Genomic DNA, 19,264 nt, shown 5'->3' with positions numbered 1-19,264 from the left:
TCCGGAGAATGTCATATGAGGCAGTATTGCGGCGCGCATAAAGGGCCGAAACTCAGGGGCTTTCCCATTGCCTGAGACGAACCCGGCAATGCTTCATTGCGTTGACAATATGTTTCTCCACCATGCTTCGCGACACACCGAGGCGCTCGGCAATTTCAGGATGCGACAAGCCTTCAAGCTTGCGCAGCAAAAAGCAGTCGCGGCACGCCGCAGGCAGCTCGGCCAGCGCCCGCTGGAGCAGGTCCAGACGCTGATTGCGGTCCATCAACACCTGCGGCGAAGGGCTGAAAAAACGCTCCTCAGAGTCCAGTACCTCCAGCGGCTCAACCTGGCGCAAGGCGTTGCGCCGATGACCATCGATCACCAGGTTGAGTGCCGTGCGATACAAAAATGCACGGGGCTGCTCAATGGGTGCATCACTGGTGCGCTCAAGCACTCGTACGTAAGCATCATGCGCGACATCTTCGGCCGCCTGAGCATTGCCCAGTCGGGCACTCAAAAACGTGACCAGTTCACGATAGTAGTTTTCCAACATGACTCCTGGCCGCAACGTCAGCGGCAACATTCCATGAGCGCAGAAACAGTCCGAATCGATAGCGGCGCGATGATGGCACTTCTGAAGATGCAATTTATAGCAATTCTCATCTAGATTTAAGATGCATGCCCTTGAATCGCACAGAAACATTAAGTAACACCTATAAAAACAAACAGTTAAATCCGCGCCCCACACCTTCGTCTACTCAACAGCTCCCCGTGTCTGTCGGTTCGCCGAGGCTGTTGGCTTTTGCCCTTAACAGCTGCAAAAACCTGATCACGGACCGATTTCCATTGGCCGGAACCCTGCATGAAACGCCCTGGACAGACCCGCCGCGCACTTCTCATCGCCCTGTGTTGCTTGCTGGCTGGCGCCCTGGCTGCGTGGTCATTTCTGCCCCTGGGTGGCGAAGCCTATGACACCGTGCCTGTTACCCGCGGCGACATTGAAAGCAGCGTGACCGCCCTGGGCACCCTGCAACCCCGGCAATATGTCGATGTGGGTGCGCAGGCCTCCGGGCAAATCAACAAAATCCATGTCGAAGTCGGTGCTGAAGTCAAAGAGGGCCAGTTGCTGGTCGAAATCGACCCCGCGACACAAAGTGCCAAACTCGAGGCCAGTCGCTTTGCGATTGAAAATCTGCAGGCCCAGTTGCAAGAACAACGCGCCTTGCACGATCTGGCCAAACAGAAATATCAGCGCCAGCTGCACCTCGCCAAAGGCGGTGCCACCCGAGAAGAAGACGTACAAAGTGCAGACGCAGAAGTGCGTACTACCCGGGCCCGAACCGAGATGTTCCAGGCGCAAATCCGTCAGGCCCGGGCCAGTTTGCGCAGTGACCAGGCAGAACTCGGCTACACCCGTATCTACGCCCCCATCTCCGGCACCGTGGTAGCGCTGGATGCGCGCGAAGGCCAGACCCTGAATGCCCAACAGCAGACACCCTTGATTCTGCGCATAGCCAAACTCTCACCCATGACCGTCTGGGCTGAAGTCTCGGAAGCGGATATCGGCTACGTCAAACCGGGCATGCCCGCATATTTCACCACCCTGAGTGGTGGCAACAGACGTTGGAACAGCAGAGTGCGGCAGATTTTGCCCGTACCGCCCAAACCGCTTAATGAAGCCAGCCAGGGGGGCGGCAGCCCGGCCAGCGCAGGCAAAAGCGGAAGTGCCCGGGTGGTGCTGTACACCGTATTGCTCGATGTCGACAACACCGATCAAGTGCTGATGCCCGAAATGACCACCCAGGTATTTTTCGTCTCCGGCCAGACCCAAGACGTATTGCTGGCCCCCATCATTGCGTTACAGGCCAGCACTGAAGGCGACCGACAAACCGCCCGTATCGTGGCCAAAAACGGCAAGTTGCAATTGCGCGAGATCCGCACCGGGATTAGTGACCGCTTGCGGGTGGAAATTCTCGATGGCCTGAATGAAGGCGATCGCCTGCTCATCGGCCCGGCCACCGGCAACGGAGGCTAGATGTCCACTCCCTTGATCGAGCTGCAAGAGATCCGCAAGGTCTACGGGGGTGACGGCACGCCCGAGGTTCAGGTACTCAAAGGGATCAGCCTGGCGATCCATGCCGGAGAGTTTGTCGCGATTGTCGGGGCCTCTGGCTCAGGCAAATCGACCCTGATGAACATTCTCGGCTGCCTCGACCGCCCGACCTGCGGCCGCTATTTGTTCGCCGGTGAAGACGTGGCCTGTCTGGACAGTGACGAACTGGCCTGGTTGCGCCGTGAAGCCTTCGGCTTTGTGTTTCAGGGTTACCACCTGATCCCCTCGGCTTCGGCCCAGGAAAACGTCGAAATGCCGGCCATCTATGCCGGCATGCCCGCCGCCGAACGCCACGCCCGCGCCGCCGCCCTGCTCGATCGTCTGGGGCTGGCCGAACGCACCGGTAATCGCCCGCACCAACTCTCTGGCGGCCAGCAACAGCGGGTATCGATTGCCCGGGCCCTGATGAACGGCGGACACATCATCCTCGCCGACGAGCCCACCGGCGCTCTGGACAGTCACAGCGGCGCCGAAGTCATGACGCTGCTGGATGAGCTGGCCAGCCAGGGTCACGTGGTGATCCTGATTACCCACGACCGCGAAGTCGCAGCCCGGGCCAACCGCATCATCGAAGTGCGCGACGGCGAGGTGGTCAGCGACAGCGCCAACGCTCAACCCTGTGGGCACACCGAGAATCCCGACGCCTTGCAGGCCGTCGATTTGCGTAAACGCCTGAATGAAGGCAGCGAAGCCCACGGGGCCTGGAAAGGCGAACTGGTGGACGCGGTACAGGCCGCCTGGCGGGTGATGTGGATCAACCGCTTTCGCACCGCCCTGACGCTGCTGGGTATCGTCATCGGCGTGGCGTCGGTGGTGGTTATGCTGGCCGTTGGCGAAGGCAGCAAACGTCAGGTCATGGCGCAAATGGGCGCGTTCGGCTCCAACATCATCTACCTCAGCGGCATGTCGCCCAGGCCCCGTGCGCCCCCCGGCATCGTCACCCTCAACGATGTAGCGGCACTTTCGACCTTGCCTCAAGTGCACATGATCATGCCCGTCAACGGTGCCGAAATCGGCGTGCGCCATGGCAACCTTGATCACACGATGTATACCGGCGGCAATGGCGTCGCCTTTTCTGCGATTTTCAGCTGGCCGGTGGTGCAAGGCAGCTTCTTCACCCAGGCGGATGAAGACGCCGCCGCCGCGGTCGCAGTGATCGGCAAGAAGGTCCGCGACAAGGTCCTCAAGGACGTGCCCGACCCCATTGGCCAGTACATCCTGCTGGAAAACGTACCGTTCCGCGTGGTTGGCGTGCTGGCTGAAAAAGGCGCCAGCTCTGGCGACTCCGACAGTGACACGCGCATCGTGGTGCCCTACTCCGCTGCCAGCGTGCGCCTGTTCGGCACGCACAATCCGGAATACGTGGTGATCGCTGCCACTGATGCGAGCAAGGTCAAACAGACTGAAACTGCCATCGAGCAACTGATGCTCAAACTGCACCACGGCACGCGGGATTTCGAGATCACCAACAATGCAGCGATGATCCAGGCCGAAGCCAGAACCCGTAATACGCTGTCGCTGATGCTGGGGTCGATTGCCGCCATCTCACTGCTGGTTGGCGGTATAGGGGTGATGAATATCATGCTGATGACCGTCCGTGAGCGAACCCGCGAAATTGGTATCCGCATGGCCACCGGCGCCCGTCAACGCGACATTCTGCGCCAGTTCCTGACCGAAGCCCTGATGCTCTCGGTGGTCGGTGGCCTGGCAGGTATAACCCTGGCTTTCATGGTCGGCGGGATACTGCTGATGTGCGATGTAGCTGTGGCGTTCTCACCGTTTGCGGTCCTCGGTGCCTTTGCTTGTGCACTGGTGACAGGCGTTATCTTCGGCTTCATGCCGGCCCGCAAGGCTGCCCGGCTCGACCCGGTCACGGCCCTTACCAGTGAATGATTCGATGAAGCTGCCCTTGAGCCTGCTGACCGCATGCCTGCTGCTGAGTGCGTGCAACCAGACCCGCCTCCACAACGAGCCTGCGCCGATCCCCCCTGCCAACTGGCAAGGCGCCCATACGCTGAGCAGTCCAGCGGGCAATCAGCAGTGGTGGACGCATTTTTCCAGCCCCGAACTGGACCGTCTGATTGCCCAGGCCCGGGCTGGCAGCTACGACCTTGCAGCCGCCGTCGCACGCGTGCAGCAGGCCCGGGCCAGTGCCGTGATCGCGGGGGCCCCGCTACTGCCCGAAGTGTCATTCGGCGCCAGCGCCAATCGCCAGAAGCTCTTGCACGGCAAGGGCTATAACCAGCTTGATGGCAACGATGACAAGCAGGCCGTGGACTATTTTGATGCCAAGCTGAGCGCCAGTTATGAAGTGGACTTTTGGGGCGGCAAATCCGCAGCACGGGACAGCGCCGTGCAGGCACTCAAGGCCAGTGAGTTTGATCAGGCCACGGTCGAGCTGACCTTGCTCAGCAGCGTGGCCAACAGTTATGTGCAAACCCTGGCCTTCAACGAACAACTGCGCATTGCCAGGCTCAACCTGGCCAATGCGCAGAACGTCATGCAGGTCGTGCAAACCCGCTATGACGCCGGCTCGGCCACGGCCGTGGAACTGGCCCAGCAAAAGAGCCTGGTGGCCGGCCAGCAACGGCAATTGCCACTGGTTGAGCAACAGGCCCAAGAGGCGCGAATTACCCTGGCCGTGTTGCTTGGGCAACCGGTGCAAAGCCTTGTTCTGGGCAACACTGCCTTCGACCAGTTGCAATGGCCATCGATTGGCAGCGGCTTGCCCAGCGCACTGCTGACCCGGCGCCCCGACATCGCCAGTGCCGAAGCCAGGCTCGCCGCAGCAGCGGCCGACATCACAGTGGCCCGTGCAGCCATGCTGCCCGGCCTGACCCTCAGCGCGAGCCTGGGATCGGGCTCAGACCGTTTCAGCGAGCTCCTGCGCAGTCCGCTCTACAGCCTCGCCGCCGGGCTGGCAGCCCCGATCTTCAATAACGGCCGCCTCAGCGCCGAGCGCGACAAAGCCACGGCGCACCAGCAAGAGCTGCTGCAAATCTATAGGGGGAGCATCATCAACGCCTTTGCCGACGTCGAAAAAGCCCTCAACAGCGCCAGCGGCCTGGACCGACAACGGCAATGGCAAGACGAAGAACTGAAACAGGCGCAGCAGGCATTCGATATTGCCGAACAACGCTATAAAGCCGGGGTCGAGATGTTGCTGACGGTCCTGGAGACCCAGCGCACGCTGTATCAGGCACAGGACCGGAACGTTCAATTGCGCGTGGCCCGGTTGCAGGCCAGCATCGCGCTGTACAAGGCATTGGGCGGCGGCTGGCAGGTTCAGTCTCCTCCTGATGTACCTCCCCTGTAGGAGCGAGCTCGCTCCTGCAAGAGTTACGGTAAGCCACTGGATGGAACTCTGAATGACGGGGGCAATCAGTGATTCATGCCCTGCGGTTAAATGTGCTTTGCCCGACTTGCGGTTTTTCCGGCTGGGAAAGGCGAGGATACTCAGCCTGATTCTTACGACCCCCAAGGAGTTATCCATGACAGTTCCAGCATTCGGCGTCGGCACTTTCCGCCTTAAAGGCCAAGTGGTGATTGATTCAGTCAAAAATGCTCTTGAGTTGGGCTATCGGGCCATCGACACCGCCCAGATCTATGAGAACGAAGCCGAGGTCGGCCAGGCCATCGCCGAGAGCGGCGTACCCCGCGATCAACTGTTCATTACCAGCAAGATATGGGTCAGCAACTTCGCCCACGACAAACTGATTGCCAGCCTCAAGGACAGTTTGAAAAAGCTGCGCACCGACCACCTGGACCTGACCCTGATTCACTGGCCTTCGCCGAACAATGAAGTCCCGGTCGCAGAGTTCATGGGCGCGCTGCTTGAAGCCAAAAAACTGGGCCTGACCAAAGAAATCGGGGTTTCCAACTTCACTATCGAGCTGCTGAAAGACGCCATTGCCGCCGTCGGTGCCGAAAACATCGCCACCAACCAGATCGAACTGCATCCGTATTTGCAGAACCGCAAACTGGTTGAGTTCGCACAGAGCAAAGGCATCCATATCACGTCTTACATGACCCTGGCCTACGGCGAGGTGCTGAAAGATCCGGTGATCAAGGCCATTGCCGATCGCCATGGGGCGACCAGCGCCCAGGTGACCCTGGCGTGGGCCATGCAACTGGGCTACTCGGTGATTCCGTCATCCACCAAGCGTGCCAATCTTGAGAGCAATTTCAAGGCCCGCACCCTGACCCTGAGCGAAGAAGACATGGCGCAGATTGCAGCGCTGGATCGCGGCCATCGCCTGACCAACCCGCAAAGCGTTGCGCCGAAGTGGGATTGACCGCTGCACTGTGACAGGCAGGAACGAGCTTGCTTCATGATCCCCGCAGGCGATCCGGCTGAAACCATCGCGAGGCAAGCTCGCCCCTGCAGTCGTTATTTCTGATTCGTCCCGAACCTCTGTAGCTGCATCTCCTGCAGCCGGCTCAGGGTGCGGCGAAAGGCAAACTCCAGATAACCTTGGGTGTACAGCTGATTCATTGGCACTTGCGCCTCAATGCACACCGGTACTTTGCGGTCGTAGCACTCGTCTACCAGTGCGATGAAACGTCGTACGCTGTCGTCGAATCTGGACAGCTGCGGCAATTCGCGATCTCCTGCCTCGACCTTTACCGGGCCATCTTCGGTACCCCGGGCAATCTTGCCCTCCCGTTGCTCGGCACTCAGGCAAGGCACATCACTGAGCAGTATCACTTTGAAGCGGTCACAGATATCCATGAACTCACCGGCGGCCAACGGCTGCTCGCACAGCTCATGAAAGTTGCACCACAGCACAGTGTCGCTGGCTTGCACCACCCGCACAGAGCGATGTCCGACGCTAATCGGCAGGTCAAAGGCAGCCTGCCCCCGGGTCAGTTCTGCAAACACTGGCGGCATGACACTCGGCTGCCCCGGACCGGTCACCCAATAGCGTTGTTTGGCAATGCCGGGATGCAAGCGATGATCCTCGGTGCCGTCGACCGAGACGATGTCCATATGCTTGAGAATGGCGCTAATCGCAGGGGCAAAGCGTTCTTTGTTGTGCCCCTGGCTATACAGCTGCTCCGGCGGTTGATTGGAGGTACAGACCAGTACCACCCCCTCATCAAACATCACCTGAAACAAACGCCCGAGAATTATGGCGTCACCGATGTCATTGACGAACAGCTCGTCAAAACACAGAACCTTGAGCTCTTCGCCCAACTCCTTGGCCAGAACGTTAAGCGGGTCGGTGGTACCGGTCAGTTGAAACAGCCGCTGATGCACCCATTGCATAAAGTGATGGAAATGCTGGCGCCGCGCCGGGACTTGCAGGCTCTGGTAAAACTGATCCATCAACCAGGTTTTCCCCCTGCCCACCGGCCCCCACAGATACACGCCCCTGACCTCCCGGGAGCCTTGCTGCAGAGCCTCGTGGCAACGTTGCAGCACCTGTACCGCCTGCCATTGGGCCGGATCATGGACAAAACCTTGCTGCTCGACGGCCTGTTGCCAGGCACTGAGGGGGGACTCAACATTCATTGCGATGACGGGCTCCGGAATCAGATCCGCCAGTATGCCAGCAAGGCCATGACTTTCGGCACTTGAAATTGTCCAGGGCATCACCACATTGTTACCCGAGCGGTAACAGAGCATTTTGCCATCAGGCCTTTTTACTTTGATGGATCGGCGTATCATTTAATGGGTGCAATGAACTGTAATTGAAACAACAGGACACTTCGTACGACGCTTATCGATTCTTTAACTCGCGCCGTAACTTCTTTCCGCCTGCATGGCAAATGAAGTGAGTCAGTTTGATAACTTTAGAGGCCACTCCCATGAAAACTTTAATTGCGTTATTCCTTGCCGGCTTTGCCAGCCTGGCCGTTGCAAGTGGAAGTACAACGCAGCCACCCTCGTCGGTCGAGCACTACAGCTACGGGTCGAAACTGGACATTGCGAAAGTGATCAGTCTGTCCAGCATCCCCGATGTATGCGAGGTTGTTCCGGCGCAAATGATCTATGAAGACTCCCATGGTCAGCGTCACACCCTTGAATACCAGGTGATGGGCGACGGTTGCAGCAACCGCTAGACACAGGCAGTTGCACGCACGGACGCAACCCCCGGGCCCCCTCTTTCGAGGGGGCTTTTTATTGGGCGGGCAAAACACCCGATTATTACTGATCCGGAAAGACTGCATGGTAAAGGTTTGACTTTAATCAATACGGCAGACGCGTATTCTATGTTCATCCCTCAGCACAACATTGAAACAGGGCACGGTACTTCGTATTACGTCGCACGTCTGACGGCGTAATAACTTCTCCCGCCGACACGGCAATTGAAGTCAGTGATACGTGATTGTTTTAAGGTCTCTACAATGAAAAGTTTGATTGTTCTTGCACTGATTGGTTTTTCAACACTGGCGGGCGCTGATGAACTTCAAGTCGCGCAACAACCGGCTGTAGAACATTACACCTATGCCACCAACCTCGATATTGCGAAAGTTATCAGTGTGTCGCCTCTGGATGACGTCTGCGAAGTCGTTCCGGCGCAAATGACCTACGAAGACCATCAGGGTCAGCGTCATATTCTCGAGTACCGCGCAATGGGTAACGGCTGCAGTAACGGTTAATACAGGCGCGACTGCAGGACGAGGTCGATAACAATCGGGGGTTCTGGTTGTCATCGCCCTGGCAGGGTCAGAATTTGATGAGCGAGGCCGCGCATGACCTGGGATCGAGGCAAATGTCGCAACGTAGCGGCATGGGTCTGGTGAGCAGCGAAGAATGCGACTTTGTCAGTGGCAAGTTTGCCTGCGACTTGCGGGAGATAACCCGGGAGTAATGGCTGGCACGGCAAAACCGCACCTCAAACAAAGCCCGACCCTGCACTGGCAGGGTCGGGCTCGAAGCGCTTGGCCAGCGGTTCGTGAAAGACGTCAGAATCAGTCTTTTTTCTCGGAAATCACTTTGCCGCTATGGTCAAAAGTGGTTTCGACCTCGACTTCCACGCCGTCAATTTTCTTCAGGCCTTCAGCTTTCCAGATGCCTGCAGCCGGGTCTTGCAGCTCGATTTTCTTGATCACGGTGTAACCATTTTTGCCCTGAAGCACTTGAACTGCTTCTTCGGAGAAGGCCCAGTTCGGACCCGGAGTAGCAGCCATCGCAGCGCCGGAGCTCAACAGGACAGCGGCAGTGATCGCAGCAGCAAAGGTTTTCTTCAACATTGTCTTAACTCCATTAATTGATGTTGCGTCTGGTACTCAATGTGACTGGAACAACCGTAGCAGATATAAAACAGCCCATGGAGCTAAATGGCATGCTTTTGATCTGGCTCAGGTTCTCGTTAACTCCGGCACAGGGTTAGAATGCTCGGCCTCAAGGAGAACCAATGAGCGATACGCGCCACGCACCAGCCCAATACGATGCCATCACCGAAGCTGCTGCTCAGTGGTGCATGCGTTTGCACGAGCCCGATTGCACAAACCAGGAGCGTGAAGCATTCGCTGTGTGGTTGCACGCAGACCCTCTCCACGCCATCGAGTACGAAGCCATGCTCGATATCTGGGATATCAGCGAGCACTTGCCCCGCCCGGCGCAAATCACTGCGGGCCCTGAAAAACAGCGTCGCAGTACCTGGCAACGCCTGAGCATTGCTGCCGCAATCCCCCTGATCGCGGTTCCACTGGCCGCTTATGGCGGCTGGCAACTGGGCTGGGTGCCCAGCTCCTATCAGCGCCTTGAAGCAGGTAATAGCGTAAAAACCGTGACCCTGGCCGATGGCAGCCAAGCAGAACTTAATCTCGGTACGCAACTGACCTTCAGCAACTACAAGGACCAGCGCCGGGTTTCCCTGAAAAATGGTGAAGCCTTTTTCAAGGTAAGCCACGATGCCTCGCACCCCTTCGTGGTGCAGGCGGCCGAAGGACGGATCCGGGTCACCGGCACCCAGTTCAATGTGTGGATGTATGAAGACCAGGTGCGGGTGACACTGGTGGAGGGCTCGGTGCTGGTGACCAGCAACAAGAATCTGAAGAGTGACGGCTTGCGCCTCGAACCGGGAATGCAGGCACGCTATAAAGCCGGCGACTACGCCCCGCAGATCAGCCAGACTTACACCAACGCACCGGAGCTTGCATGGCGCGACGGCAAGCTGGTGCTGGACAACCTGCCGCTGGCCGACGCCTTGCCCCTGATCAATCGCTATCTCGGCACACCTCTGGTGCTGGCCGACAACGCCGCCGGAAAATTGCGCATTGGTGGCGTCTTCAATACCCGGGACATCAATCAGTTGGTGAATTCCCTGCCCAAGGTGTTGCCGGTGTACCTGAGCCTGGGCCAGGACGGCAAACCGCTGATCAGCTCTTTGCCCCGCGGCTAACCCCGGGGCAATCAAATACCCCCATCCCTGGCAAGCCCGCGCCTGCAAGACCGGCGTCAGCGCGCCCCGTATTCACACCCGCTAACCGGATCCACCCTGCCCCCTGCAAACTCACATTCAAGGGCGTCCCTCGGCAGGGCTGTCTGTTGAACTTTGCAGTCCGGCAGGTGCCAGTACAGAAAACGAAGCACATTAAAAAAAATTAATAATCGGTTAAAACACCCGCCCGTAAAGGGCCCTTGGGTGAATGCGACGATTTCACGACAAATTTTCTACATTCCGCTGTTCATGATTTACACCGCTCATTCGTCTAATTAACCGAGAGCATTTTTTATTTTCCTGATCAGGCTCTGAAAAGGAGTTTTTTGCATGCGAGACCAGCAAATGCCAACGGACGGCCAACAGCATCGCGAATCCACATTCCAGCCTGACCCCCGGTTGCTGGAAGCGCTTGCGCCGTTGCAAGGCAATGAACGGATCCGCCACTTACTTAAATGCTTCGGGCTGCGTACCAGCCTGGTACGGCTCAAGGTCATCGATGCGTTGCTGACAACAGCCGGAAGTGATCGCCGGCTGGGGGTGCGCGGCATGCACAGTCACTTGCTGGCACTGGATATTCCACTGTCGTTTCTGAGTGTACGAGAGGTGCTCAAGCGTCTGTGCAGCGAGGGTGTGGTGGTACTGAACCAGGACAAAAGCTACAGCCTGCATCCACAGGCTGAAGCCGTATTGACTGGCAAAATCGAGGCTTAGATCTTGGTCTTGCGGCGCATCACGCCGTTGATCACTACCACCACCACTGCCACGCCGATGGCAATGTACTGGAACATTTTCTCGGAAATCATGCCGGCGTTCTGCATGTACGAAAGGCCGAACATGATCCCCAGAACCACCAGTGAAATCAGAATCGAGTATTTCAAGCGCTGTGAAGAGGTCATTACCTGTTCCTGAAAGTAAGGCTAAAAATGTAAGCCGGAAATTTAACAAATATGCCGGGTTTGCGGAGATGATTTGAAACAACCGTGGTCTCATCTTACAGCCGGGGACGCTTTTTAGCTCCCTGGCGATAACCTTGAGGATTTACCCATGTTGCGTCGAATCACCCGGCTGGTTCCGCTGTTGCTCATCCTGGCCATGAGCGGTTGTGTGTTTTTCCCAGGTCACGGATGGCATCACGATCACCGTTACTACGATGGCGGCCCTGGTTATTACCACCGCTAATGCTTGACCCCGAGCCTGCCCCGCAGGCTCGGGTCAGTGTCGAAAGCCGCTACCGGGCCGCGCACACAAATCCACCAGCCAGTCGACAAACACCCGCACCCGTGAAGACAGCTGGCGATGTGACGGGTACAGCGCCGTCAACGCCAGACGCGGCGGTAAACAATCGCTCAGTACCTCTTGCAAACGCCCTTCGCGCACCAATTGAGCCACGTGATAATGCGGCGCCTGTACCAGACCGTATCCCGCCGTGCACGCTGCCAGATACCCTTCTGCACTGTTAACCGAAATTTTCCTGGGCAGGTCGATCATGCGCACCTGCTCACCGTCCTGAAACTCCAGCCCGTAGCGCTTGCCCGACACACTGGAGAAATACTCCACCATCTGGTGCCCGCTCAAATCCTCGAGGGTTTGCGGTACACCGCGGGCTTGCAGATAGTCGGGGCTGGCGCAGGTTACCTGATCCATCATCACCAGCGGGCGCGCCACCAGCGAGTCATCCATCGTCAGCCCGCCGCGGATCACGCAATCCACACCCTCACGAATCAGGTCTACCGGACGATCGCTGAGGCCGATTTCCAGCTCGATCAACGGGTAGCTGCGGGTGAACTCAGGCAACGCCGGGAACACCACCAGACGCCCCACGGCCGCTGGCATATCGACCCGCAATTTGCCTTTTGGCTGGTGGCTGTTGAATAGCCCTTCGGCTTCTTCCAGATCGGCCAGCAAACTGACGCAGCGCTGGTAGTAGGCGGCGCCATCCAGGGTGGGACTGACCTGACGGGTGGTGCGATGTAACAACTGCACCCCCAAATGCGCTTCCAGTTGCTTGATCAGCACCGTGACCGAGGCGCGGGGCATTTGCAGGCTGTCTGCGGCCCTGGCAAAGCCACCCAGCTCGACGATCCGGGTGAAGACCAGCATGGCGTTGAATCGGTCCATGGTCTTTCCACTGTTTAGATTTTACGAACAGTCATAATGCTTTTACCCGGTTTATCTTGCCAGTGTCGGGGTTAACAATAGTCCCTCCACTACTCAGGAGCACCCCGCATGCATACTCGCCAGCTTGGTAAAGACGGGCCGCAGGTCAGCGCTATTGGCCTGGGCTGCATGGGCATGACCGATTTCTACACCACCGGCAGCGACACCCGCGAAGCCGTGGCCACCTTGCACCGCGCGCTGGAACTGGGGATCAACCTGCTCGACAGCGCCGACATGTACGGCCCGCACACCAACGAAGAACTGATCGGCCAGGCGATTCGCGGCAAACGCGATCAGGTTTTTCTGGCCAGCAAATTCGGGATTGTGCGAGACCCGGCCAACCCTGCGGCCCGAGGCGTGAATGGACGTCCCGAGTACATACGCCAGTCCATTGAAGGCAGCCTCAAGCGTCTGGGCGTCGAAACCCTGGATCTTTACTACCAGCACCGCATGGACCCGAGTGTTGCGATTGAGGAAACCATCGGTGCCATGGCTGATCTGGTAAAGGCCGGCAAGGTCCGCTATCTGGGCCTGAGTGAAGCCTCGGTCGCGACCCTGGAGCGCGCCCACAAAGTGCATCCGATCAGTGCCCTGCAGAGTGAGTACTCACTGTGGAGCCGTGACCCCGAGGACAACGGTTGCCTGGCGGCATGCCAGCGTCTGGGCATTGCATTTGTGCCCTACAGCCCGTTGGGCCGGGGATTTTTGACCGGATCCCTGAAGTCCCCGAACGACTTTGCTGCCGACGATTACCGTCGTCTCAGCCCGCGTTTCCAGGGAGACAACTTTGCCAAAAACCTGCTGCTGGTCGAGCAAGTGCAAACCCTGGCCGCAGCCAAGGGCGTGACTGCCGGGCAATTGGCCCTGGCCTGGGTACTGGCCCAGGGTGATTACCTGATCCCGATTCCGGGTACCAAACAGCGTAAATACCTGGAACAGAACGTCGCCGCACTGGAAGTCAAACTGAGCCCCAGCGAACTGGCGGCACTTGAAGCGATCTTCCCGGCCAGCGCCGTGGCGGGACAGCGGTATGCAGAAGAGTCGATGAAGCAGCTCAATCGCTGAGTCCTCGACTCCTCAGGACATAACCCGCACCTGGCGCCCCTTGAAAACGCTGCAGGAGCTGGCTTGCCAGCTCCCACAAACAAGCCAGAGCCTCAGAAATCCCGTTTGTAGAAGATATCCAGCGAACTGGCGACGCCGCTGGCAACCTCCACATACACCCGTTTGCTGAGCTTGTAGCGCAAGGCAATGGTGCTGGCGGGTTCAAATACACCAACCCCGTAGCGCACGCTCAATCGTTCGTTGATCTTGCCACTGGCCACCACTGCAGTGTCATTGCCACTGCCTTCGGTATCGAGCTCAAAATCCTTGATCCCCAAATGATTGGCCAGATCCGTGGTAATTCCCGAACTGCCCATCAGCCCTAAGCCCAAAGCTGCCTGAGCGAGCAAGTTGTCATCTTCGCCAGTGCCTGTCAGCGGACGCCCCAGAACCAGGTACGACAAGGCCTGCTCCTGACTCATGGCCGGCTCCGAGAAGATTTGCGTGGTGGGCTGCTCCGCGCTGCCCGTCAAGCGAATCCCGGCGATGACGTCGTCGGTCTGGCGAACCGCTTCAATGTCCAGATACGGCTGATCGATAGGGCCTGCAAACAGCAGACGCGCCCGGCGAATGGTCAGCCTCTGGCCATAAGCACGGTAGCGACCATTGTTCAGACGCAACTCACCCCGGGTGTCCATGTTGTTGCCAATATGCACCTGGCCCGCCAGATCGGCATTCAGGCCAAAGCCCGAAAACGTCAGCAGCTCTTGCCCAACCACCACGTTGATGTCCATGTCGACCACCATGGGGGGCGCCTCATCCGACACCTGTTGCCCGACAATCACAGTGTCATCCGAAATCTTGACCGTCGAAGGCGGCAATTCGCGAACCACGATTTCACCTTTGGGTACGTTTACCGTGCCCGCAATCATCAGGGTGTTATTGGCGTTAAGCGAAATTTTCAGGTCCGGCGCAACCTCTAGCTTGGCGTATGGCTCAACCGTGACCGGAAGATGATTGCCCTTGACCAATACATTGACCGCCGTGGCCTTGCCCCAGGCCACATCGCCGCTGATGCTGCCCTGCCCCTGCTTGCCGCTGGTCCAGCCACCATTGAGCTGCGCGGTTTCGCCGTTGATATTGGCCGTCAGTTGCAGGTTCTCGAAGTTGGTCGGCAGTTGCGGGCCCGACACCTCACCACCGGTCAGGGCCACATTGCCGTTGATGTGCGGCGCCAGCAAACCGCCCGCGATCGTGCCCGAGCCATTCAACTGCCCCGTGAGCTTTTCAACCATGGGTACAAAGGGGCGAACGACCGAAACATCCAGCCCGCTCAGGCGGAACTCACCGGTAATCGGCTTGTTTTTCGGCAATGGATTGATCCGTGCGCTGAGCATCAATTGCCCCAGCTTGCCACCGTCAAAATCGAACCGCGTGTCGACCCGGTCAGGGGTCAGGTTGCTGGTCAATTTGAACGTCTGATACGGGAAGTTCAGCCACTGGCCCTTATCTTTGATACGCAAAGTGCCACCGCTGGCATCCACCACAACCTGGCCCTTCGGCCCGCTGGCAGGCAAGTCCAGCAACAGGTCTGCGTTGAGCTGACCCTGCCACTGGAAATCCTTGGGCAACCACTGCGCCAGACTGTCGAGGGGGAACTGCTTGAGGTGCAACCGCAGTTGCGGGTCCGGCACCAGACGCTGATCTTCACTGCACAGGCTGGCAGGACCGGAGATCCAGCATTGCGCCCCCAGGTTGACCCGGCCATCGGCCAGACGCTCGAGACGCGCCGGTTTTTGCAGCTGCCAATCCTGGCCCCCAGCCTTGATGTCACCACTGACCAGTCGTCCACGCCATTTGTCTTTGTCCAGGCCACCGTCCAGTGCCATACCCAGCTGCAGAGTTGGCCCTTGCAAAGCCAGTTTCAGCTGTTGACGCTTGATATCGCCGCTGCCGTTAGCGGTCAGTACACCGAACTGAGTATCACCGGCCTGAATTCCGCTGCCTTTGAGGTCGATCCGGCCTCGCTGATTGCCATCGAGGCTGGCGTTCAGGGTCAGGTTTTGCAGGTGGTTGTCAGCAAAAGCCAATTGCTGGCCATTCAACACAACCTTGCCTTGCGGCGCCTTGAGCGTACCGGCAACGTCGACCTGCCCTTTAAGTTGCCCGCGCAGTTCAGGCCATAGCTGACCCAGGCGCGGCAAATTGAGGTCCAGTTGTGCCTTGATCTGTTGCTGCAAACTGGCGGTGCCGTTAATCCGGTTATCCCCCAGACGAATGTCCAGCGCACTGACGGTCCAGGCCTCGCCTTCACCCGCGGCTTTGGCCTGAAGCATGGCGGGCAAGCCACGCAGACGGCCTTTGAGGTCAAGATTGGCATCCAGCTTGAGGCGCTCGTTCTTGAACTCGCCGGCGCTACGCAAGGGCCCCGCCAGCGTGCCAGGCAATTCGGCAACCCAGTACGCGGGGTTGATGGCGCTCAAGTCCAGCGCGGTGTCCCAGGCAACCCCGTCGGCAAACTGAACATTCACGTGGCCCTCGGCTTTGCCCTGCCCGGCAACCAGCTTGAGCTCCGGCAGGAAGATTTTGCCCAGATCGCCACTGAACGGGCTGCTGAGGCTGAACTTGCCTGCAGGCCCGTCGAGGTCGGCCTTGAAGTTGCCCAGGTAATTGCCGTCGCGGTAGGAGACTTCGCCGCTAAAGGTACGAAGATCCACATCAGGTTTGGCGATGACCGGGTAAAGGTTATGCCAGGGGAATTCCAGCCAGTCGATCTTGGCCTCGGCGCTCAATCCCTGATGCCAGTCCACCTGCCCCGAGAGCTTCAAGTGTTGCTGGGGGCCGGAGGTCAATTGCAGTGCCGCGATCTGTGCGCCCCTGGCATCCACTCGCCCTTTGAGCAGCAGATTTACCGGCGTATTTTCAGCCGGCAAGGTGGCGCTGCCGTTCAGCTCGTAACCGTCCTTCAAATCACCTTTGGCGCTGAGCACCAGCTGTTCGACTTGCAAGGTGTCCGGCAGGTCGAAGCCGGGGTTGAACTGCTCCGATGTGATCTTCAACTGTGCCGGCAGGTTGTCGGCCAAGGGTTGAAGCTCGCCCGCGATATGAGCATTGAGATAACCGCTGGTATCCGCTGTCAGGTTCAGCGTGGTGCGCACATTGCCATCGACCTTCAGCGCCAGTGCCAATAGTTTGCCATCCGGCGCAGGCAGGCTGATGTTGCCTTGCAGGGCAAGCGGCCAGTCGCCATTGGGCTGCAACAGCCCGGACATCTCTACATTCAGGTCTTCACGTTCGACATGCACCGAGTCTATCCGCAGTCCCTTGGCGGTCCATTGCGCCGCCATCTGCATGCCCTTGAGCTGCTCGATACCGTTGAACAGTACATTGCCGACTTTCACGTCCCCGACTTCGATCGCCAGCGGCAATTTGAGATCAGGCAAGCTGACCGGGCCGCTGCTGCTGTCGTCACCCGGCGGAAATTGCAGGCTGACCCGGTCGGCCTGCAACTGGTCGATACACAGCGTCATGCGGGTCAGGCAGCCCGGCGACCAGGCAAAAATCGGCCGATTGACTTCGACACGGCTGCTGCCTTGTTCCCACAATAAGTAATCGGCACTCCACTGGCCGCCCAGGCGCCCGGCAAAGTTTTCCACCTGCAAACCGGGCACTTGTCCCAACACCCAGCGGCTGCCCGCCTGGGTGCCGAGAACCACCCCCAGCCCGACAACCACCAGCAGCACCAACGCCAACAGCACAAGGCCAACTATTTTCAAACCACGAATCACAGCTCAGGCCCCATCGAAAAGTGCAAACGAACCCCGCCATCGTCATCCAGCGCATGGGCCAGATCGAGACGTATAGGGCCTACCGGCGAAATCCAGCGAATACCGACACCAACACCGGTTTTCAAGCTCGGGAAGTCCAGGGTGTTGAACGCATTGCCCTGATCGACAAAGGCCGCCCAGCGCCATTTTTCAGCGAACTGATACTGATATTCGAGGCTCCCTGCCAGCATGTAGCGCCCGCCGATGCGATCACCGTCCGAGTTTTTTGGCGACAGGCTCTGGTAGTCATAGCCACGCACGCTTTGATCGCCACCGGCAAAGAACCGCAAGGACGGCGGAATCGACTTGTAGCCGTTGGTGGCGCTGCCACCGAACTGGACACGGCCCAAAAAGCGGTGCTTGTCCCACAGGGTGGTCAGGGCCTTGAACTTGATATCGCCGTGCAGCAGGTTGGTATCCGACATCAGGCCTTCTTTGGCCACCTGCACATCGGTGTTGATGCTGTAACCGTGGCTCGGGTCGATGCGGTTATCACTGCGCAGGACCGAATAACTCACCCCCGGCATCAGTAAGGTACTCAGACCCGAGTCATCGCCCAGACGGTATTCTTCGCGCTGCCACTTGAGCGAAACAATCCGCGTCCAGCCGTTATCCAGCTTGCTGTGCCACTCGGGCCCAACCGTCAGCAGCTTGCTCAAGGTATCGGTATTGGCAATTTCTTCGTACTGATAGCCCGCAGCCAGGCGCAGCTTGTCCGTCAGGGGCGGGTCCAGCGGAATGTCATACCAGGCGCCGACGTTTTGCTTGGGCTGGGAAATCTCGGACTCAAAGCCATAGCTGTCGCCCCGCGGGTTGTCCCAGTGCCGGGTCCAGCTGGCTTTGCCCCGGGGGCCGGTGTCGGTCGAATAACCAAGACCCAGGGTCATGGTGCGCGGTTTGCGCGTTTGCAGATCCACGTCGACCGGAATCACCTGCCCCACAGCGGTACTCGGTGCAGCATCGACGCGCACAATCTCAAAATAGCCGCTGCTTTGCAGGTTTTGGTTGAGCTCGGCGATCAGCTCCGAGTCATAAGGGGTGTCGGGTTTAAAGGGCACCATGCGTTGCAGCAGGGTTTGATCAAAGGGCGCATCACCGGCAAAACTGACTTTGCCGAGCACATAGCGCGGCCCGCTTTCGTAGACCAGATTGATATCGGCAAACCCGCCTTTAGGATCGACCAGCAGTTCGTGCTTGATGAATTTACCGTTGAAAAAACCGTAGCGCAGGGCACGGTTCAGAATCATCCGTTTGGCTTGTTCGTAGTTGCCCTGATTGAGCACCGCGCCGGGTTTGAGATCATCACTGGCGGGGATTTGAAAGGCCTTGAGCGAGGCAGCCGGGCCTTCGACACGCACGTTGACGTTGCGCAGATGCACCGGCTCACCGGGATCGATACTCAACTCCAGACGCGGCGGATCACCGGGTTTGACCTCGACATCAATGGTGGGTTGGTAGTAACCCAGGGCCTGGGAGGCTTTCAGGGCTTGCTCCTGGGCGCCACGCTTGAAGCGCAACAAAGCCGCCTCGTCGCGATCGCCGAGGCTGCCGATATAGCCTTCCACATTGGCCTTGAGGGCATTGTTTGCCGGCTTGACCTTGACCACCAACTCGCTTTGGGCAAATGCCGCGAAGCTGCTGATCAGCAGGACAAGACCACTGGTAAATCTTCCTGGAAACTTCATAGGCGCGGATGCTATCACGGGCAGGAGTGCGCATAGAGCGCACCAACGCGCAGAAGTTCG

17 protein-coding genes and 1 pseudogene are annotated in these 19,264 nt (G+C 58.5%); 11 read left to right on the top strand and 7 right to left on the bottom strand.

Features of this window, described 5'->3' with window-relative positions:
* Window positions 1–52: 52 nt before the first annotated feature.
* A complete protein-coding gene (locus EQV90_RS13135; protein WP_178092391.1) occupies window positions 53–535 on the bottom strand; it encodes a sigma-70 family RNA polymerase sigma factor in 483 nt (160 codons plus the stop codon).
* A gap of 309 nt (window positions 536–844) precedes the next feature.
* Here EQV90_RS13135 and EQV90_RS13130 point away from each other — a divergent pair, with 309 nt between their 5' ends.
* The 4 genes from EQV90_RS13130 to dkgB all read left to right on the top strand — a co-directional run bounded on the left by EQV90_RS13130 (window position 845) and on the right by dkgB (window position 6,390).
* Window positions 845–2,017, top strand: a complete 1,173-nt coding sequence (locus EQV90_RS13130; RefSeq protein WP_240878195.1) for an efflux RND transporter periplasmic adaptor subunit — start codon at window positions 845–847, stop codon at window positions 2,015–2,017.
* Window positions 2,018–3,988: a MacB family efflux pump subunit gene (locus tag EQV90_RS13125; RefSeq protein ID WP_240878194.1), complete on the top strand. Its 1,971-nt coding sequence runs from the start codon at window positions 2,018–2,020 to the stop codon at window positions 3,986–3,988.
* 4 nt (window positions 3,989–3,992) lie between these two features.
* A complete protein-coding gene (locus EQV90_RS13120) occupies window positions 3,993–5,411 on the top strand; it encodes an efflux transporter outer membrane subunit (protein ID WP_240878193.1) in 1,419 nt (472 codons plus the stop codon).
* 175 nt (window positions 5,412–5,586) lie between these two features.
* Window positions 5,587–6,390 carry a 2,5-didehydrogluconate reductase DkgB gene (gene dkgB, locus EQV90_RS13115; protein ID WP_240878192.1) on the top strand — a complete coding sequence of 268 codons (804 nt, stop codon included), beginning with the start codon at window positions 5,587–5,589 and terminating at the stop codon, window positions 6,388–6,390.
* A 95-nt stretch (window positions 6,391–6,485) separates the two neighbouring features.
* On the opposite strand, the gene zapE is transcribed toward dkgB, so the two are convergent.
* Entirely contained in the window at window positions 6,486–7,610 is a 1,125-nt protein-coding gene (gene zapE / locus EQV90_RS13110; RefSeq protein ID WP_240878191.1) for a cell division protein ZapE, read from the bottom strand.
* Window positions 7,611–7,906: 296 nt separating this feature from the next.
* Between zapE and EQV90_RS13105 the strand changes: the two genes are divergently transcribed.
* From EQV90_RS13105 to EQV90_RS13095, 3 genes and pseudogenes are all read left to right on the top strand, one after another.
* Window positions 7,907–8,161 carry a DUF2790 domain-containing protein gene (locus EQV90_RS13105; RefSeq protein ID WP_003441480.1) on the top strand — a complete coding sequence of 85 codons (255 nt, stop codon included), beginning with the start codon at window positions 7,907–7,909 and terminating at the stop codon, window positions 8,159–8,161.
* Window positions 8,162–8,446: 285 nt separating this feature from the next.
* Window positions 8,447–8,701, top strand: a complete 255-nt coding sequence (locus EQV90_RS13100; protein ID WP_003441477.1) for a DUF2790 domain-containing protein — start codon at window positions 8,447–8,449, stop codon at window positions 8,699–8,701.
* Between the two features lie 11 nt (window positions 8,702–8,712).
* Window positions 8,713–8,913: pseudogene (locus tag EQV90_RS13095) on the top strand (GNAT family N-acetyltransferase); the annotation flags it as partial.
* Between the two features lie 100 nt (window positions 8,914–9,013).
* Here EQV90_RS13095 and EQV90_RS13090 read toward each other — a convergent pair.
* Complete coding sequence (locus tag EQV90_RS13090) at window positions 9,014–9,295, bottom strand: PepSY domain-containing protein (protein ID WP_003441471.1); 282 nt, start codon at window positions 9,293–9,295, stop codon at window positions 9,014–9,016.
* A 164-nt stretch (window positions 9,296–9,459) separates the two neighbouring features.
* Between EQV90_RS13090 and EQV90_RS13085 the strand changes: the two genes are divergently transcribed.
* Entirely contained in the window at window positions 9,460–10,449 is a 990-nt protein-coding gene (locus EQV90_RS13085; RefSeq protein ID WP_010655815.1) for a FecR family protein, read from the top strand.
* A gap of 369 nt (window positions 10,450–10,818) precedes the next feature.
* Complete coding sequence (locus tag EQV90_RS13080) at window positions 10,819–11,202, top strand: hypothetical protein (RefSeq protein ID WP_003441463.1); 384 nt, start codon at window positions 10,819–10,821, stop codon at window positions 11,200–11,202.
* Here EQV90_RS13080 and EQV90_RS13075 read toward each other — a convergent pair.
* Window positions 11,199–11,387 carry a hypothetical protein gene (locus tag EQV90_RS13075; protein ID WP_003441459.1) on the bottom strand — a complete coding sequence of 63 codons (189 nt, stop codon included), beginning with the start codon at window positions 11,385–11,387 and terminating at the stop codon, window positions 11,199–11,201. The two genes, EQV90_RS13080 and EQV90_RS13075, sit on opposite strands and share 4 nt — an antisense overlap.
* 148 nt (window positions 11,388–11,535) lie before the next feature.
* Here EQV90_RS13075 and EQV90_RS21710 point away from each other — a divergent pair, with 148 nt between their 5' ends.
* Window positions 11,536–11,670 (top strand): hypothetical protein, encoded by a 135-nt coding sequence (locus tag EQV90_RS21710; RefSeq protein ID WP_003441457.1) that lies wholly within the window; start codon window positions 11,536–11,538, stop codon window positions 11,668–11,670.
* A 33-nt stretch (window positions 11,671–11,703) separates the two neighbouring features.
* Here EQV90_RS21710 and EQV90_RS13070 read toward each other — a convergent pair whose 3' ends face one another.
* Complete coding sequence (locus tag EQV90_RS13070; RefSeq protein ID WP_240878190.1) at window positions 11,704–12,609, bottom strand: LysR family transcriptional regulator; 906 nt, start codon at window positions 12,607–12,609, stop codon at window positions 11,704–11,706.
* Window positions 12,610–12,717: 108 nt separating this feature from the next.
* Between EQV90_RS13070 and EQV90_RS13065 the strand changes: the two genes are divergently transcribed.
* Complete coding sequence (locus EQV90_RS13065; RefSeq protein ID WP_240878189.1) at window positions 12,718–13,713, top strand: aldo/keto reductase; 996 nt, start codon at window positions 12,718–12,720, stop codon at window positions 13,711–13,713.
* Between the two features lie 92 nt (window positions 13,714–13,805).
* On the opposite strand, the gene EQV90_RS13060 is transcribed toward EQV90_RS13065, so the two are convergent.
* A complete protein-coding gene (locus EQV90_RS13060) occupies window positions 13,806–17,480 on the bottom strand; it encodes a translocation/assembly module TamB domain-containing protein (protein WP_240878188.1) in 3,675 nt (1,224 codons plus the stop codon).
* Entirely contained in the window at window positions 17,477–19,204 is a 1,728-nt protein-coding gene (locus tag EQV90_RS13055) for an autotransporter assembly complex family protein (protein WP_003441426.1), read from the bottom strand. The genes EQV90_RS13060 and EQV90_RS13055 overlap by 4 nt, the downstream gene beginning before the upstream one ends.
* Window positions 19,205–19,264: the final 60 nt, after the last annotated feature.

Source organism: Pseudomonas sp. TMW22089 (genome assembly GCF_022496645.1).
Classification (GTDB): Bacteria; Pseudomonadota; Gammaproteobacteria; order Pseudomonadales; family Pseudomonadaceae; genus Aquipseudomonas; species Aquipseudomonas paraversuta.
This window is presented reverse-complemented; position numbering and strand designations above follow the sequence as displayed.